This is a genomic window from Rhizobium leguminosarum, assembly GCF_019798305.1.
Classification (GTDB): Bacteria; Pseudomonadota; Alphaproteobacteria; order Rhizobiales; family Rhizobiaceae; genus Rhizobium; species Rhizobium leguminosarum_U.
Map to the genome: position 1 here is coordinate 160619 of NZ_JAAXDD010000001.1, position 17734 is coordinate 178352.

The 17734-nt window shown below is 61.0% G+C and carries 14 protein-coding genes and 1 pseudogene; 5 read left to right on the plus strand and 10 right to left on the minus strand.

Annotated features, from left to right (window positions below; all coding sequences use genetic code 11):
• Position 1: 1 nt before the first annotated feature.
• From HFO99_RS00705 to HFO99_RS00730, 6 genes are all read right to left on the minus strand, one after another.
• On the minus strand, positions 2 to 1786 hold the full coding sequence (locus tag HFO99_RS00705) for a gamma-glutamyltransferase family protein (protein WP_222358464.1): 1785 nt from the start codon (positions 1784 to 1786) through the stop codon (positions 2 to 4).
• A gap of 21 nt (positions 1787 to 1807) precedes the next feature.
• Positions 1808 to 2683 carry an ABC transporter permease gene (locus tag HFO99_RS00710; protein WP_222358467.1) on the minus strand — a complete coding sequence of 292 codons (876 nt, stop codon included), beginning with the start codon at positions 2681 to 2683 and terminating at the stop codon, positions 1808 to 1810.
• On the minus strand, positions 2680 to 3627 hold the full coding sequence (locus HFO99_RS00715; RefSeq protein ID WP_222358470.1) for an ABC transporter permease: 948 nt from the start codon (positions 3625 to 3627) through the stop codon (positions 2680 to 2682). Before HFO99_RS00715 ends, HFO99_RS00710 begins: the two co-directional genes overlap by 4 nt.
• 228 nt (positions 3628 to 3855) lie before the next feature.
• Positions 3856 to 5364 carry an ABC transporter substrate-binding protein gene (locus tag HFO99_RS00720; protein ID WP_222358473.1) on the minus strand — a complete coding sequence of 503 codons (1509 nt, stop codon included), beginning with the start codon at positions 5362 to 5364 and terminating at the stop codon, positions 3856 to 3858.
• Positions 5365 to 5456: 92 nt separating this feature from the next.
• On the minus strand, positions 5457 to 6182 hold the full coding sequence (locus HFO99_RS00725; RefSeq protein WP_222358475.1) for a FadR/GntR family transcriptional regulator: 726 nt from the start codon (positions 6180 to 6182) through the stop codon (positions 5457 to 5459).
• A 216-nt stretch (positions 6183 to 6398) separates the two neighbouring features.
• Entirely contained in the window at positions 6399 to 7841 is a 1443-nt protein-coding gene (locus HFO99_RS00730; protein ID WP_222358477.1) for a M81 family metallopeptidase, read from the minus strand.
• A gap of 892 nt (positions 7842 to 8733) precedes the next feature.
• On the opposite strand from HFO99_RS00730, the gene HFO99_RS00735 reads away from it, so the two are divergent.
• From HFO99_RS00735 to HFO99_RS00745, 3 genes are all read left to right on the plus strand, one after another.
• A complete protein-coding gene (locus HFO99_RS00735; protein ID WP_222358479.1) occupies positions 8734 to 9684 on the plus strand; it encodes a helix-turn-helix domain-containing protein in 951 nt (316 codons plus the stop codon).
• A 416-nt stretch (positions 9685 to 10100) separates the two neighbouring features.
• Positions 10101 to 10931: an alpha/beta fold hydrolase gene (locus HFO99_RS00740; RefSeq protein WP_222358481.1), complete on the plus strand. Its 831-nt coding sequence runs from the start codon at positions 10101 to 10103 to the stop codon at positions 10929 to 10931.
• 114 nt (positions 10932 to 11045) lie between these two features.
• Positions 11046 to 12251, plus strand: a complete 1206-nt coding sequence (locus HFO99_RS00745; RefSeq protein WP_222358483.1) for an NAD(P)/FAD-dependent oxidoreductase — start codon at positions 11046 to 11048, stop codon at positions 12249 to 12251.
• Between the two features lie 693 nt (positions 12252 to 12944).
• Here HFO99_RS00745 and HFO99_RS00750 read toward each other — a convergent pair.
• The 3 genes from HFO99_RS00750 to HFO99_RS00760 all read right to left on the minus strand — a co-directional run bounded on the left by HFO99_RS00750 (position 12945) and on the right by HFO99_RS00760 (position 15370).
• The gene (locus HFO99_RS00750) at positions 12945 to 13370 is read right to left on the minus strand and encodes a cupin domain-containing protein (protein WP_222358485.1); all 426 of its coding nucleotides are present in this window, start codon (positions 13368 to 13370) and stop codon (positions 12945 to 12947) included.
• A 145-nt stretch (positions 13371 to 13515) separates the two neighbouring features.
• Positions 13516 to 14268 carry an SDR family oxidoreductase gene (locus HFO99_RS00755; protein WP_222358488.1) on the minus strand — a complete coding sequence of 251 codons (753 nt, stop codon included), beginning with the start codon at positions 14266 to 14268 and terminating at the stop codon, positions 13516 to 13518.
• 148 nt (positions 14269 to 14416) lie between these two features.
• Positions 14417 to 15370, minus strand: a complete 954-nt coding sequence (locus tag HFO99_RS00760) for an MBL fold metallo-hydrolase (RefSeq protein WP_222358491.1) — start codon at positions 15368 to 15370, stop codon at positions 14417 to 14419.
• A 323-nt stretch (positions 15371 to 15693) separates the two neighbouring features.
• On the opposite strand from HFO99_RS00760, the pseudogene HFO99_RS33220 reads away from it, so the two are divergent.
• Positions 15694 to 15973, plus strand: a pseudogene (locus HFO99_RS33220) (DNA-binding response regulator); the annotation flags it as partial.
• 19 nt (positions 15974 to 15992) lie between these two features.
• On the opposite strand, the gene HFO99_RS00765 reads toward HFO99_RS33220, so the two are convergent.
• Positions 15993 to 16889 carry a LysR family transcriptional regulator gene (locus tag HFO99_RS00765; protein ID WP_222358494.1) on the minus strand — a complete coding sequence of 299 codons (897 nt, stop codon included), beginning with the start codon at positions 16887 to 16889 and terminating at the stop codon, positions 15993 to 15995.
• 94 nt (positions 16890 to 16983) lie between these two features.
• On the opposite strand from HFO99_RS00765, the gene HFO99_RS00770 reads away from it, so the two are divergent.
• Entirely contained in the window at positions 16984 to 17733 is a 750-nt protein-coding gene (locus HFO99_RS00770) for an SDR family NAD(P)-dependent oxidoreductase (protein ID WP_027666963.1), read from the plus strand.
• Position 17734: the final 1 nt, after the last annotated feature.

Consider the following 17734-nt stretch of genomic DNA (forward strand, 5'->3'; position numbering starts at 1 on the left):
ACTATCTCCCGATCGCATAGGCCTGCATCAGGCGCGGGGTGGCTGCGGCGCGCAACAGTCCGTCGGCATCGCGTCTCGCGGCGGTCAGCCGGCCGATCGTCCAGGGATCGGCGACCGTCAGCTTGTGGCCCTTGCGGCGCAGGGCATCGAGGACTTCAGGGCCGAAATTCGCTTCCGCCATCAGGCTGCCGGGCTCGCGGGTGCGCGGATAGAAGGAGCCCGGAAAATGCGAAGTGTGGAACAGCGGCTGGTCGATCGCCGCCTGCAGGTTCAGCTTGTGGTGCGCATATCGCAGGAAGAAGGAAAGCTGCCACTGTTCCTGCTGGTCGCCGCCAGGCGTGCCGAAGGCGAGCGTCGGGCGGCCCTCATAGAGCCCGAGCGACGGTGTCAGCGTCGTGCGCGGCCGCTTGCCGGGAGCAAGCGACGTCGGCAGGCCTGGTTTCAGCCAGAACATCTGGGCGCGGGAATTGAGGCAGAAGCCGAGGCCGGGCACGGTCGGCGAGGATTGCAGCCAGCCGCCTGATGGCGTGACGGAGACCATGTTGCCGTCGCGGTCGATGACGTCGATATGCACGGTGTCGCCACGCTTTTCGGAAAGGTGCGCCATGGTCGGCTCGTAGACGGCGCCGGTCTTCGAATCCGCGCCGAGCATTTTCATCGTCAGATCGTGCTGCGCTTCGAAGCCAGGCACGATGCCCGGGCGAAGATCGAAGGAGGCGTCTGCGCCGACCAGCTTGCGGCGCTCGGCGGCATAGGTTTCCGACAGCAGATGCGCGATGGGAATCTCCGAAAAATTCGGATCGCCGTAATAGACTTCGCGGTCGGCGAAGGCGAGCTTCATCGCCTCGACGACGGTGTGGACGAAATCGGCACCAGTGGGGTTCATCGCGGCGAGATCGAAGCCTTTGAGGATCGACAGGGTCTGCAGGAAGACCGGACCCTGGCCCCAAGGGCCGATCTTGGCGATCGTCCAGCCATGATAATCATAGGTCAGCGGCTCCTCGATCGTTGCCGACCAGTTCGCCATGTCGGTGGCAGTCAGGACGCCCTTGTGGCGGTTGCCGCTCGCATCCATCACCTCGGCAGTCTTCAGATAATCGTCGATCTTTTCGGCGACGAAGCCGCGATAGAAGGCGTCGCGGGCCGCCTCGACCTGCGCTTCCCGGCCGCTTTTCACTTCCGCCTCGGCGATGACGCGCTTCCAGGTTTCGGCGAGCACCGGATTCCTGAAATTCGCATGCGCTTCGGGGGCGCTGCCGCCTGGCAGCCAAGTTTCGTAGGAGGTCGGCCATTCCTTCTCGAAGAAGGCGGCGAGCGCCTTGATCGTGGCGGAGACGCGCGGCAGCATCGGATGGCCGTGCTCGGCGTAATAGATCGCCGGTTCCAGCACATCGCGCACGCTCATCGAGCCGTAGTCGCGCAGCATCAGCATCCAGCCATCGAAGGAGCCGGGGATGACGGTCGCAAGCAGCCCGTCGCCGGGGATCAGGCTCAGGCCCTCCGCCGTATAGTGTTCGATCGTCGCGCCGGCGGGGGCGGGTCCCTGCGCGCAGATGACCTCGACCTTGTCCTTCTTCTTCGAATAGATCACCGCCGGCATATCGCCGCCCGGACCGCAAAGATGCGGCTCGACGATCTGCAGCACGAAGCCCGTCGCCACTGCCGCGTCGAAAGCGTTGCCGCCCTTTTCGAGAATGCTCATACCGACAGCCGAGGCGATCCAGTGCGTGGAAGTGACGACGCCGAAGGTGCCGAGGATTTCTGGACGGGTCGTGAAAGCGGTCATGTCAAATGTCCTTTCGAGAAATCATGCTTCGCGCGGATCGAGCGCATCGCGCAGGCCGTCGCCTAGGAGATTGAAACCGATGACGACGAGGAAGATCGCGGCACCCGGCCACATCGCCATCCATGGCGCCTGGGAGAGGAAATTCTTGGCGACGTTCAGCATCGAGCCCCAGCTCGGGGCCGGCGGCTGTTGGCCGAGGCCGAGGAAGGAGAGGCTCGCCTCGGCGATGATCGCCGTTGCGATGGTCAGTGTCGCCTGCACGAGGATCGGCGCAAAGACATTCGGCAGGATATAGCGGGTGATGATGCTCGAGGACCGGAGGCCGATCGAGCGGGCGCCCTCGACATATTCCTCGGTCTTGACCGAGAGCACTTGGCCGCGCGTCAGCCGCACGAAGACGGGCATGGCCGAAAGGCCGATCGCAACCATCGCATTGGTCAGGCTCGGGCCGAGAAAGGCTGCGAGCGCGATGGCGGTGATGAGGAAAGGCATGGCCAGAAAGGCTTCGGTGATGCGGGAGATCACCATGTCGATCCAGCCGCCGAAATAACCGGAGACGAGGCCGAAGGGGACGCCGATGATAACGGCAATGGCGACCGAGAAGACGCCGGCCATCAGCGATGCCTGCGCCCCCCAGATCATCCGGGAAAGAATGTCGCGGCCGATGTCGTCGGTGCCGAGCCAATGGACGGCAGACGGCGCCTTGCGGATCGCCGACCAGCTTGTGGCGTTCGGATCGGGAATCGGAAGAAGGGGGGCGGCAACCGCGAGGATCGCGAAGAAAGCGATGATCGCAAGGCCGACGAGGGCGCCCTTGTTGGCCTTCAGCTTGCGCCAGGCGCGGCTCGGCGTGCGGTCGATCGCAGAGGGAATGCCGGTCTCACCGATTGCGGTCATAGGGCGGCCCTCATGCGTGGATTGAGCAGGACATAGAGAATATCGGCCAAGAGGTTCATCAGGATGAAACCGATCGCGGTGCAGATCACCACGCCCTGGACGACGGCGTAGTCTCGGTTGAAGACGGCGTCGACGATGAGCTTTCCAAAACCCGGAATGGTGAAAATCTGCTCGGTCAGCACGGCGCCGGCAAGCAGTTCGCCAAAGAGCAGCGCGGTCAGCGTCACGATCGGCAGCATCGCGTTGCGGAAGCTGTGCTCGAGCACGACAGTGCTTTCCGGCAATCCCTTGGCGCGGGCGGTGCGGATGTAATCGGTGCTGAGGACGCTCAGCATCGCCGAGCGGGTATGCCGCATCAGGGTCGCCGCCAGCGCGTTGCCGAGCACGAAGGAGGGCATCAGCATGGTTTCCAGCGAACGCATCGGATCGCTGAAGAAGGGTTCGTAGCCGGACGCCGGCAACCAGCCGAGATTGACCGAAACCAGCAGGATCAGCATGATGCCGAGCCAGAAATTCGGGATCGACAGGCCGGTCAGCGCGATGATGTTGGCGAGATAGTCGATCATCGTGTTCTTCTTGACGGCCGCCAGGATGCCCATCGGCACGCCGATGACAAAGGCGAAGATCATCGACATGATGGCAAGCTGGATTGTGACCGGCAGCTTTTCGCCGATGAGCTGCAGAACCGGCTGGTTGGTGCGCAGCGAGATGCCGAGGTCGCCCTGCAGTGCCGCACCCAGCCAGCGGACATATTGATAGGGCACGGGATCGTTCAACCGGTACTTCTCGCGCAGGAATTCGAGAACCTGCGGGTCGCGTTCCTCGCCGGCCATGGCAAGGATCGGGTCGCCGGGCAGCAGCTTCTGCAGCGAGAAGACGAAGACTGAAATGATCAAAAGCGTCGGTATGGCGACCAAGAGCCGTTTGGCGATGTAGGTGTACATGGGCGATCCTGACACGACTAAAGCATGTCGCGCAAAAGTGTGCAGCGGTTTTGCGATAACGACATGCGTAAAACAAAAAGCTAAAGCGCGTGAAGCGAATCTGAAAGATTGCGACGCGCTTTAGAATCATGCGGCGGAGGGTTTCCGCCGCATGATTTGCTGGATCAAAAAGTAGAGCATGATGTCGTCCGAAAACCGCTCACACTTTTCGGCATCATGCTCTAGCGATCAGCCGGCTTTCTTGACGCCGACGAGGCGGATCATGCCATCCGGCGACGGAACGAAGCCGGTGATGTTCTTGTGCAGCGCCCAGATCCAGGACTGATGGCCGAGATAGATGATCGGCAGATCGTCGTTCAGGATGACGGCGGCGGCATCATACTTCTGCTTGCGCACGGCCTCGTCGGTCGACGCACGGGCTTCGTTCAGCAGCTTGTCCACCTCGGCGTTGCAGTATTTCGTGTCGTTGATGCCGCCCTTGCAGGTGATGAACTGATGGATGTTGCCATCGGGATCGACGCGGCCAGACCAGTCCGAACGGCTGAGCTGATAGTTGCCGGCGGTCTGTTCGCTCAGCAGCGTGGCGAATTCCGTCGATTTCAGGCTGACGTCGAAGCCGGCTTCGCCGACCATCGACTGGATGATCTGCATCATCTGCATGGCAACGGGATTGTTGGGGATCTGCAGCTCGATCGGCACGCGGTCGAAGCCGGCTTCCTTGATCAGCGCCTTAGCCTTGTCGAGATCGCGGGCGGGGACGGGAATATCCTTGTCGAACCACGGGCTGCTCGGCGGGAAGGGCTGGTTGCCGGAAACCGCCGTGCCTTCATAGACGATCTGGTTGACGGCATCGCGGTCGATCGCCAGCGAGAAGGCCTGGCGCAGGCGCTTGTCCTTGCCGAACGGATTGTCGGCGCGCGCACCATTGCCGATATTGGTATAGAGCGCCATGTAGCCGGTGCCGACGGCGTCGGCATAGACGAGGCTCGAATCCGCCTTCACCGCCTCAGCATCGGTCGCGGCCAGACGCTCGATCATGTCGAGATCGCCGGACCGCAGATTGGCGAGACGCACCGTCGTATCCGGGATCGGCAGATAGGTGAGCTTGTCGATGAAAATCTTGTCCTTGTTCCAGTAGTCCTGGAACTTTTCGAGCACGATGCGGTCCTGCTGGACGCGCTCGACAAACTTGAATGGACCGGCGCAGACCGGGTGATCGCCGAACTTGGCGCCGAGTTCCTTGGCGGCCTTCAGCGAGACGATCATGCCGGCGCGGTCGGAAAGCTGGGCAAGAAGGGTGACGTCAGGCGCCTTGAGGGTAAACTTGACCTCGTATTCGCTTGTCGCCTCGACCTTTGCGACCGAGGTCAGTTCGCTCTTGCGGCGTGATTCCGGCAGGGTGATGTTGCGCTCGATAGTGGCGACGACGGCTTCGGCGTTGAACGCGGTCTCGTCATGGAACTTGACGCCTTGGCGCAGCTTCATGGTGAGTTCTTTGCCATCGGCCGACCAGCTCCATTCGGTGGCAAGCTGCGGCACGATCTTCAGATCGGGTGAGACGTCGACCAGCTTGTCGCACATCGCAGTATAGACGATACGGCCGACGAAGGTGCGCGACTGCGCGGGATCGAGCACGTCGGCATCGTCCTGCAGGCCGATCTTCAGGTCGACGGCGAAGGCAGGAAGGGCAAACAGTGCGCCGGCAACGGCGGTGGTCAGCAATTTGGCGATCTTCATTCCATTCTCCTCTGTCTCTTTTTGTTTGGTTTTTGCTTCCATTCCGGCGGTTATGGCCCGCCTGTATTTTTCTCCCGGCTCACCTCCCCTGTTCAGGCGAGGGTCTTGTTGGCCTCCGTTTCGCTGTGGTCGAGCGAGGTGATGCGGACGAGGCTTTCCTGCAGCGTCAGCAGATGCTGGCGCATCGCTTCGCCTGCCCTGGCCGGATCACGAGCGGCGATCGCATCGACGATTGCCGTGTGCTGGTTAAAGGTAACGGGCCGCGTCCGGCTGGCGCTGCGGGCGCGCTCGCGGATCGTCTGCCAAGCCTCGTCCTGGCGCACCCGGTTGATGACATCAAAGATGGTGAGGAAGAAACCGTTGCCGGCGCATTGGGCGATCTGCCGGTGCAGTGCGCCGTCCCAGAGTTCGCGCCCGTCGGCATCGGTGCTTTCGTAGATCTTCTTCACCAGATCGTACATGCGCTCGATATCGGCGGCCTTGGCGCGCATGGCGGCAAGCTGGGCGAGCTGCGGCTCGATGCGCAGGCGCACTTCCATGACTTCCATGAGATCGGTGCCGGCAACGAGCGAGCCGACATGATCGCTCCAGCCGTCGGGGCGCGGGCCGGCATAGGTGCCGGAGCCCTGGCGGCGCCAGACGCGGCCCTCGGCCTCCAGCACTTCGAGGGCGCGGCGGACGGCACGGCGGCCGACGCCAAGCATTTCCGAAAGGGTGCGCTCGGTCGGCAGCTTGCCGTCGGCGTCGAAACTGCCGGACCGCAAGAGAGCCCTCAGCCTCTCCAGCGCATAATTCGAATTGCCCTGCGTCTCATCCATCGGCGTTCGCTTAAATGGTCCGAACCAATTTTCTATTGGTTCAGTGCAAACCAAATCGCAGCGACCGTCAAGCGCTTTTTTGTGCAAATTCAAATCTGCCCGTTTTTTGCTCAATCCCTGGCGTTGCCGCGATACGGGGAACCGGTCGATCGCGCCGAAGGGAGGCGGCACGATCGGCATAATCATCCAGAAAAACGCAATTGGTTCAGGTGAACCTCAGCCTGGCGTCGAGCGTGCGGAGAGAAAGACCTGCGGCTCGAAGGCAAAATCCTTGTCGAAGGGGTAGGTCGGATGCTGCTTGCGCAGCCGCGGGAGGCGTTCGACGAACTGGTCGACGACACCTGTTGATAGCGCCATCAGGTTCGGATTGGCAATCGGCGCCAGTTCCGGCGAGAGATAGCCCGATTTGACGACGATGATCTTCGCTTGGTGCGGGTCGAGGCCAAGCCGGGTGAAATCGGCGATATTGTGATAGGGCCGGCGCTTGGCGGAAAGCACGAGATCGATGCCGCCGGTCGAAATCACCGCCTGGCGGTCGGTCGGATCAGAAGTTTCGTGCAGGAATTTGACGATGAATCGGGCGGAGACCGGCTTGCTGCCTTTGGTATCGAGCGAGGCGCCGACGCTGAGCTCCAGCGCGGCGCCGATGCCTGCGGCATAACAAGCCTCGGTCGCGGCCTTGTCGGCGATGCCGGCAAAGACGACGCCGGTGGCGCCCCTGGCGATCAGCTCTGCCAGCACATCAGCCCGATCTCCGACCCCGCCGCCGGTCGGGTTGTCGCCGGATTCGGCAAGCACCACCGGGGCGGTCGGGCTCGTGATCGCCCTTTCGACGCATTCCTCAAGCGAGCCGGTCTCGCAGCCGAAGACGAAGTCTTCGCGCGCATCCCAATAAGCCCTCGCGAGACGTTTGGCCTCGCGTTCCAGCACGGCGCGGTCGGTGCCGGTCATGATGGCGGCGGCCGTGGCGCGCGGTTCGTCGGCCCAGACGTAACCCACCATCAGCGATGCATCCCAGACGCCATCAAGCGCATCGATCCCGGGCAGCATATCATAGAGGCTCTTTGCCGGCTCATCGACGGTGCTGGTGCGCTCGCCGGGCAGCACGACCGGAATCGGTGCCCAGAGAACGACCGGCCTCTCGCCGGTTTTCAAGCTCCTTACCAGCATGGAGACGGAGCGGCGCATCGTCTCCTCGACATCGATATGCGGCGCGGTGCGATAGGTGGAATAGATATCGAGCGCATCGATGATGCGCTGGGTGACGTTGCCGTGCAGGTCGTAGCTTGCCGAGACCGTGCAATCCTCGCCGACCAGCGCTCGGGCCGCGCTGATCCAGTCACCCTCGGCATCCTCCATGCCCTCGACATACACGGCGCCGTGCATGGCGAGGTAGAGACCGTCGAGCGGCAGCATCGGCTTCAGCCGCTCGAGGAATTCGCCCTTGAAGGCCTCGTAGGTGGCGCGCGAAACCGGGCCGCCCGCAATGGCCCGCGCATGGATCGTCGGCAGGAACTCGGCATCATAATCCCTGAGGAAGGCGAAATAGGGCGCGGCCAGCAGCGCTTCGCCGCGTAATACTCGAAAATCCTTCTCCTCGTTCAGGACGGGATTGTATGTGCTGCACTCGGTATGAATGCCACCGACGGCGATGCGCATGGGAAACCTCAGTTGATGTTGGGAGCAATCAGGAAGTTATGGGCGGCGATGCTGGCAACCCGGCTCGCGCCGGGTGTGGATCTGTGTCGGTCGACGGAGTTTGTGCGGCGATAAACTGAACATTCGGGCTTCGATCCGAAGACGCGTCCTTTTGCCTCGACAATAAGTTTACAAACGAACCAATCAACCAAAATAAATTGCAATCTTGATGTTCTAAGCCGGAATCGAGGTGGAAGGTGCCGTAATCGGTGAGCCCCGACCGACTCGGTTTTTTCCGTCGGATGCCGCGGGCCGATTGCTGCCGACAAACGCCGTCGCGTCGATATAAGAAAAAGTCCCACTTCGGGATCCCGAAATTCCACCGCTTCGGGATTCCGAAATTTGTCGCGTTTCTGGCGGTGTCGCCGCGGAGATACGTCCAATGATTTCAATACCGCAACCAATTTCGGGATTCCGAAGTGCTATATAGATTATGGTGGGGGTCTGGCTGGCTGATGAATTCAGCGAAGCGCTCGACAGGTTCGCCCAACAGAAAGTCGATGTGCCTGCCCACTCCACATGAGTTTCGGAACCCATACGATCCCTGCCGTGCGTTGGCGCAAGGGCGTCAATCGTGGCGCTATGCAAACATCTAATTTTATCGGTTAAGAACGAGGTCCGGTGGCGAAGGCAACCTATCCTCGAGAATAGGTTTTTGCCCTCGAAAGTTTTTGATATTTACCCTGCATCACACAACGCGACTAATCAAAAGCACGGCGAAATCGCTCGCGACATTGAGGGATGTCATGGGTAGTAGGACTGACAACGTCGGCCATCATAGGCGGATGCTCAATGAGCCCGCGATAGTTGTCGGGATCGCACATAGGCAGCGCCTGTCAACGAGCGCGCAACCATGAGCTTGCCTGGCTCCAGTGATCCTCTCGAGAGCTCGCCGGATGAGGCAATCGAGGCCCGCCGGGACGAAATGCCTGCTGCTGACCACAATCCTGCAAACGAGATGTCGCGCGTTCTGAGGACTGCGCCAATTCATCTAGCGGCAGACCCCTCCGGCGGTGCAATCGCCCACTGGAATCACGGCCCCTTGCATGATGTCGTCGAGCCGATGACCGACCACGTCATTATGGCTTACAACGGCGCGATACAGCGCATGGAACGGCGGTCCGGAAGGTCGATCGAGAGCGGAACGTTTCGTCGCGGAGTTGTGATCATCATCCCCGCTGGATCAAGCTCCCGATGGGATATTCCAAAACCGGTTGATGTCGTTCAGCTCTATCTTCCCCGCTCGACACTGACGCGCATCGCCGACGAAACCGATACTTTGACGCCGACCGATCTCTTGGAGCGAACGGCGCATCCGGACCTCATTACATCCCGATTGCTTCTGAGCGCAGCCGATGTCCTGGAAGGCAATACGGCACTGGATACACTGTTTAGGCAGCAGTTGACCGACCTTCTGGCCACGCGCCTGCTGGCTGCGCACACAGGCAAGGCACCGAGCTATCAGCCGGCGCTCGGCGGCCTCGCGCCGAGCGTGCTGCGCCGGGCCATCGAACGATTGCGGTCGGACGCCGACGCGGACGTCTCCCTCGGCGCTCTCGCTGCCGATTCCGGGCTGTCGCGTTTTCATTTCTGTCGCGCTTTCAAGGAAAGCACGGGGCTTTCACCTCACAACTGGCTGCGTCAATATCGGCTTGAGCAGGCCATAAACATGCTGCGCGATCCTCAAAATTCGATTGCGCTGGTCGCAGCCTCTCTCGGTTATGCCTCGCAAACAGCATTTGCAGCCGCATTCCGAAAATTGACCGGTGAAACACCGACTGATTGGCGCCGCCGCCACGGCTGACTGTCCCGTTCTTCGCTTCCACGCCATCGGCGCGACTACGCGACGACCATGCGGCGCAATCCCCATGGCATGGCCTTAGTCGCAGCCTCACTCGACTGCGCCTCGCAAACAGCCTTGGCCGCCACATTTCGAAAGCTGACCGGTAAAACGCCGGGCGATAAACTGCGGCAGCACCCGCTAAACCGCAATTGCTCTGCAATGGCACCAATCCCTCTGGCGCAGCCGTAGACGTGTTTCGCTAAACCACCATTGCGCCCATACCAATGGATCCTGCGGAGACAAAGGATGGTCTGGGACACCGATTACGGGTCGGTCGCAACGAAGCGACCCGTAGCGGCTTGCATATCCGATTTTAGCAACTGTCCGTCCGGCGAGGACGGGCGCCCGAAACAAATATTCTCCAAAGGATCAGCACAATGACTTCCATTACAACCAGCGACGGTGTTCAGCTTTTTTACAAGGACTGGGGACCGAAGTCCGCTCAGCCGATCGTCTTTCACCATGGCTGGCCCCTCAGTTCCGACGATTGGGATAATCAAATGCTCTTCCTCCTCGGCAAAGGCTTTCGCGTGATCGCTCATGATCGCCGCGGCCACGGCCAATCGAGCCAGGTGAGCGACGGTCATGACATGGATCACTACGCCTCCGATGTTGCCACAATGATCGACTACCTCGATCTTCGCAACGCGATCCATGTCGGCCACTCTACCGGCGGCGGTGAAGCCGCGCGGTATGTCGCGCGGTACGGCAAGGGTCGCGTTACCAAACTGATCCTGATTGCGGCCGTGCCGCCATTGATGTTGAAGACCGGCGCCAATCCCGGCGGTTTGCCGATCGAAGCATTCGACGGATTGCGCAACCAGCTTGCCGCCAACCGTTCGCAGTTCTATCGCGATTTTCCGAGTGGCCCCTTCTACGGCTACAACCACCCGGGTGCCGAGCCCTCGCAGGCGATCATCTCAAATTGGTGGCGTCAGGGCATGATGGGCGGCGCGAAAGCGCATTACGATGGCATTAAGGCATTCTCGGAGACGGATTTCACCGAGGACCTGAAGAGCATCACCGTGCCGACGCTGGTGTTGCATGGCGATGACGACCAGATCGGTCCCATCGGTGCTGCCGCTCCATTGTCGGCGAAGCTCCTGCAGGCCGGCACGCTGAAAATCTACGAGAAACTGCCGCATGGTCTGTGCACGACCCATGCAGATGTCGTCAATGCCGACATGCTGGCCTTTATCACCGCCTGAGCGACATCGCTTCACCAATCCGCGCGCCATCGTTGCCGACCATCTCGCCGCCCATCGGGAGCGGCAACGGTGACGTGCGGCCCCTTTGAAACCACAAACCACGGAGTGAATAACATGAGACTTGTGATTGTAGGCGCCGGGTTCGCCGGCATGTACGCCGCACTTTCCGCAGCCCGCCTGCGCGATATCGAAGGCGTTTCGCCCGAAGAGCTCGAAATCGCGCTGGTGTCCCCGGAACCGACGCTCGTCATCCGCCCCCGGCTTTATGAGCCGAAGCCCGAGAGCCTGACGGCACCCTTGCAGCATGTATTTGATGCCGTCGATGTCGCCTACGTGCAGGGCAGCGTTGAAACGGTCGACACGAAGGCCGGCACCGTAGACGTCGTCAATGCCAAGGGCGAACGAAGGTCCCTTCAGTATCATCGCCTTGTGCTCGCCACCGGCAGCCGGCTGTTCCGTCCGAATATTCCCGGCCTCGCCGAATACGCCTTCAGAGTCGATAACATCGATGACGCCATTGCCCTTGATCGCCACCTGCACGAGCTTGCGAAGATGCCGGCCACGGCCGCGCGCGACACAATCGTTGTTGCCGGCGCCGGTTTCACTGGTATCGAGGCGGCGACCGAGATGCCTTCGCGGCTGCGGACCCTGTCCGACAAAACCGCCAATCCGCGTGTCATTATCGTCGACCGCAGCAGCGCGGTAGCCCCCGACATGGGCGAAGGTCCGCGCCCGATCATCGAGGACGCACTTCGCAAGCTCGGTGTGGAAACGCGGCTCAATGCCGGCGTTTCATCGCTGGACAGATCCGGAGTTACGCTGAGTACCGGCGAGCATATCGAAACCATGACCGTGATCTGGGCGGCAGGCATACGGGCCAATCCGCTGACCACCAAAATTCCCGGCGAGCGTGACAAGTTCGACCGGCTGCTGGTCGATGGCTGCCTGCGCGTGCCGTCCGTACCCGGCGTCTTCGCCACCGGGGATGCGGCGCGCGCCGCTTGCGATGACTGCGGCAACTATGCACTGATGTCGTGCCAGCACGCCACACGCATGGGCGCCTTCGCGGGCAACAATGCCGCCGCTGAACTGTTGGGCGTGCCAGCACGGCAATATCATCAGGAAGCCTATGTCACCTGCCTCGACCTCGGCGATGCCGGAGCCCTCTTTACGCGAGGATGGGATCGCAAGGTGGAGATGGTTGGCGAGAAAGCGAAGGCGACCAAGCAGGAGATCAACACCGTCTGGATCTATCCGCCGAAGCCCGAGCGCGCCGCTGCGCTGGCCTCAGCTGATCCGGAGCACGTGACCAAACTGTGATCGGATCCCGAGATGAGGCTGCGCTCCGAATAGGAGCGCAGCTTGCCATATTCCGGCTTGTTCCTGACGCAACTTATCTTTCATCGATCATTTGTTCCCGAGTGCTTTCGGTTCGTAAGCGATCTTTGAGGGCGTGCCGCAAGGAGCAGACCGCCTGGTTCTCACCTGGAAACCTGATCGTCTCCCTATTTGCTCAAAACAAGCTTGCATTGTCCCGATATCGGGAAAGTCCGCCGCGTTTTCTGTAAGCCGGTTGAGGCCGAAGCCCCATGACTCCATCATCCGATGGTCGGAGAGATAGGATTCAGAAAGTGGTAGGAGAACTCTATGCTATCAGCGCGAGGCTGACTGGTGACCTCGGAGCCGAGCAGTTCGCTGCTGCTGCCCCAGGCAGACCGATGCGCGCGCTCGCGCATCCCGCGGCCCCGGATGGCTCTCGCGCTGGTACCATCGGGCTGGTGCGGCGCGATGCATAAAAGGCACGAGACTCATGCCGGTAAAGAAAAGGATCAGGACGATCGGGCGACCTGTCGGACGGTTTCAGCCCTGAATGTGCCACACGACGATCCCGGCAATTCCCATGGTGTTGGACAAGCGGCAGGAACTTGTCATCACCTGACATAGTTGGGTCCACCGATCATGGTCTGCGTCACAGAATTGCCGGGCACGGCATCGTGTGCGCGGCCAGGCCATCTATTTCTTGATCGGGAAGGTCAGTTCCTGCTCAGCGGTATCGACCACGAAGACAGCGAGAAGCTTTGCCGGCTTAGTCTTGCTGGCATTTTCGCTGACACCGTGGCGATCGCCCGGAAATTCCGAAAAGCTTTCACCCGCGCTATAGACAGTGACGGGGCCACCGTTGACTTGACTGCGGATCGCGCCTTCGAGAACGGTCGCGTATATGAAGGCGGACGCTGGATGTGTATGGCCCTCCGAGAAACCGCCCGGAGCATATTCGACGAGAACGCCCTTCATGCTCTTGCCGGGTACGTTCGGCAGTTTGTGGTCATAGACCAGCGTAACCTTTGCGCCCTCCCCGCCACCCGGCGCATCATGCGCAAGAGCCGAACCTGACAGGAGAGCCGTCAATGCGACGGCAAAAGCCAATGACTTGATCATGTTTATCATCCTTTCGTGATTTAGAGTAGATCGTAGTTTTCTATAAAATATTGTTTTTGTACATCTTTTCGATGTTTGGCGTAGCCATCAAAATGTCATGCTACGGGCGCATGGGCCGCGTATCAGGCGGCCCATACGCAAGTCGTTATTTTCTGGGCGTTGTCGCAAACCAATCGTCGAAACCGATGCGGCCGATGCGAGGATGATTGTCGGAGACGAGCGAACCGTCTTCCAGTTTGGTGCCGAAATAGCGGGCATCCGGATCTGCGATAACGGTGCGGGAATCTCCGATCGCCTTGAGGTAGCGCGCTGCGAAATCGCAAAGACGCGCACGCTCGGGGCCGCAGATTTCGATAATGCCGTTAACCGGCGCAGCAAGCGCCGCGTCAGCCACGAAATCGGCGACGTCGTCGGACGCGATCGGCTGCAGGGAACCTGTCGACAAGCGGGCCGTGTCGCCAACCGTGCCCTCCTGGGCGATGCCGCCGAGAAATTCCATGAACTGTGTGGAACGCACGATGGTGTAGGGAGTGCTGGCTTCCCGGATGATCTTTTCCTGGGCGACCTTGGCTCGAAGATAGCCGCTATCCGGCAACCGATCCGTGCCGACGATGGAAAGCGCGATGTGGTGTTTCACGCCGGCCTCGATTTCCGCTGCCATCAGGTTCTTGCCCGCCGTCTGAAAGAATTCAAGCACGGCCTTATCCTCGAAGGATGGCGAGTTCGCGAGGTCGATCACTACGTCGGTATTCTTGAGTGCTTCCGTCAAGCCCTCCCCGGTAAGGGTATTGATGCCGGTTCTCGGGGCAGCGGCAATGACCTCATGCCCTTTCTTGCGCAGGCGCTCTGCGGTCTTGGAACCGATCAGGCCGGTTCCGCCGATAATCACGATTTTCATAAGACGCTCCATTTGCTGCGCGCCTATGCGGTGCGCGTGGTTCAATAGGTGGATAGGTGAAGGCCTGGTTGAAGCTCGGACTTGAAGGCCGAGCTGGGCACGGCCTTCAAGGATGCACGCTTCGGTTCGGCCTTAATTCAACAAGTGGTCAGTAGTCCCAGAAGACCGGGACCCAACGAAAGGCGTCGCCGTCGACTGCAACATGGCCAACGGAAGGAAACGGCATATGCGTTGCCACCAGCAGTTCGCCGGTCGCTGCAAGCTCCCGCAAAAGCCGGACCCGAACGCGGGCGGCCTCCTCGGGGTCGTGTTCGAAGCCGTTGAACCAGTCGGGGTGGTCGAACCCGACCGCGAACACGGCGTCGCCGGCAAACATCAGACGGTCGTTGCCTGAGGCCACGCGGACCACGCTGTGCCCAGGGGTGTGCCCGCCGGTACGAGAGACGACCACGCCCGGCGCCACTTCATGCTCATCCTCGAACAGCCTGAGATGGCTGCGATACTCTTTGGCGAACCGCTTGGCGGCCGCCCGAAGCGCGTCGGGGAAGCCCGCCGGCATCGAGACGTGGGAGAAATCGGGCGACTCCCAAAATTTGACCTCGGCAGCCGCCACATGGATCCGCAGGTCCGGATTCAATTGTTCCTTCACCCCGTCGACGAGCAGCCCGCCAACGTGGTCCATGTGCATGTGTGTAAGCACGACGTCGGTCACGGATCCAAGATCGATGCCGGCGGCCTCCAGTCGCTTCATCAACTGCCCGGCTCGCGGCAAGTTCAAGTCCGGGTCCAATCCCAGCCCAGCATCGATAAGGATGGTCTGCCCGCCGCTGCGCACCACGACCACGTTTAGTGCCCAGTCGAAGGCGTCCGGCGGCAGGAACATGTCGCCCAGCCAGGCGGCCCGGGCGGCCGGCTCGGCGTTGTGTCCCAGCATCGCGGTTGGGAGCGGCAGTACGCCATCGCTGATCACCAGCACGTCAATCTCGCCGATCCGCACCGCATAGCGCGACGGAACCAGCTCTTCGGGCGCCGGTCTGCTGGGATGTAAGGTGTTGTCCAGTTTCATGCTTGCCTCCTGAGTATTGTTGATCATCTGGTTCATCTTCGAAAACTCCTGTGTTCTATCTTGGTGCTAATCCTGGTTGGCTTACGCTTCCTGGGCGGGAGGCGCGGTCAATGCGGGTGAAGTCTTTAGCGATCGGCGACACACTCACCGCTGGCGTGTCCTCTAATGATCTAGCGAAACCGATCTGCGGCTGCGCCAGAACGATTGCTGCCGCTGCAGAGCAATTGCTGTTGACGCATGTGCATGCGGCAATCGCCCGGGGTTTCGCCGGTTTGTTGGATGCACCCGCGAGAGATACGTCCCGCAATGATCGGGGCCGTTGATTGAAGCTCACCGCCTTTTCCCAAGTGTCGGCTGCCAAAACGATGAAGGCGAGCGCTGTGGATCTCCTCTCCAAGCCGGTGTCAGACCAGATCGCGTTGGATGGCCCCGGCGCACGGAGGTGATCATCGTCAAGCGCAATCTTGAACGTTTAGGGACGCTGACGCATCGCGAGCGCGAGATCCTACGCGAGGTGGTGACGCGCTGCGCCGTGCCAATGTCATGCGCAAGATGGAGGTCCGCTCCGTCTGTGGGCTGATCCGGGCATGGGAGACCTTACCCCCGACGATGCGCGAGACCGGCGGACCGGGATTCTGACCAACCCAACATCAGGTGCTCAGATGGCTTCGAGGGCTTTTGCCTCGCGGGCGATGAAATCGCAGACCAGTTTTACGCGTAACGGCACGGTGCGGCCAAAGGCGTGCAGTGCATTAAAGGGAGCGCTAGGGAACGCAAACCCCGCAGCGAGTGTAACAAGCGTGCCGCCTGCCAGGTCTTTCGCGACCAGACATCGCAGAAGATAGGCCGCTCCCAGCCCACTCAGCGCAGCCTGAATGAGTGCGGCCCCTGAATCGCAATCGACGCGCCCGAAGGGAATGAAGCTCGTCCCGTCCGGCAGACGCAGAGGCTGCGTGATACCATCCAGCGCATAGCGGGCAAAGGGCAGAGCCGCCAGTGCTTCGGCAGTTGCAGGATTGCCCCAGGTCTTCAGAAAGGCCGGAGACCCGACGATCGTCATCGGCAGGTCGGCCAGGTGACGAACCATGAGGTCCCCCGGCGCGGGATTTCCAACGCGCAGCACGACGTCGTAGTCCTCCCTGATCAGATCGACGAACCGATCCGTAAGTCCGACTTTGAGATGCAGGTTCGGATACTCGGCTGCAAAGCTTCCGAAGAGGCGGGGCAGCAGTAGAGGGGCCATTTCGCTAGGCATGCTGATGCGCAAGCGACCCGAGGGCGCAACGTCGGACCTGATCGCCTCTTCACTTGCATCCAGGTCCCGCAACAGCGGCGCAACGCGGTCGAAGAAAAGTTGCCCGTCCTGGGTAAGCATCAGGGCGCGCGTGGAGCGCAGGAACAGCCGGGCGCCAATCTTCTTTTCCAGCCGGGCCACGCTCTTCGACACCGCTGACGGTGTCGTCGCCAGATCGCGGGCCGCGGCGCTGAACGATCCGGCCTCTACCGTCCGCACAAAAGCCATCAATCCGGGCATCTCGTTGAGCAGATTCGGCATTTGCACCTCCTCGGCACAGATCATGTGCCCGCCCACGATCTAATGACGAAGGGTGGCAGCGTTTATCTAATTTCTCGTTGAAAGGAGATAAACAATGCAACACCTCAAAGACAAGGTCGCCGTCATCACCGGCGGCAACAGCGGCATCGGCAAGGCGACCGCTCGGCTGTTCGCGGAAGAAGGAGCGCAGGTCATCATTTCCGGGCGCCGGCAGGATGCTGTCGACCGCGCCGTGCAAGAAATCGGTCCCTCGGCCATCGGCTTCGTGGGTGATGCCGCCGACCTGGAAGATCATCGCAGGCTGGCGGACACCGTGAAGAGCCGCTTCGGCGGGCTCGACATCTACATGGCCAATGCTGGGATCATCAATCTTACCACCTCCGCCGAGGTGACTCCGGCAGACTATGACCGGCATTTCGCAATCAATACGCGCGGCGTGTTTTTCGGCGTGCAGACGATCGCCCCTCTGATTCGCGACGGCGGAAACATCATCGTTACGAGCTCGCTCGCGGCCACGAAGATCCTCCCGGACCACACCGTGTATGCCGGTTCAAAGGCAGCAACCGCCGCCTTTGCGAAAAACTGGGCGATCGAATTCAAGTCGCGGCGGATCCGCGTCAACATCCTGAGCCCGGGACCGGTCGAGACGGAAATCCTCGCCAAGCTGGGCGTATCGGAGGCCGAGCGGCCGGCATTCGAAGATTACATGGCTTCCCTGATCCCCGCCGGCCGTCTCGGCCGACCGGAAGAGTTGGCGCGCGCCGCACTCTTCCTCGCCTCCGATGCAGGAAGCTTTGTCAACGGGATCGAGCTTCATGTCGATGGCGGCATGACCCTGGCCTAAA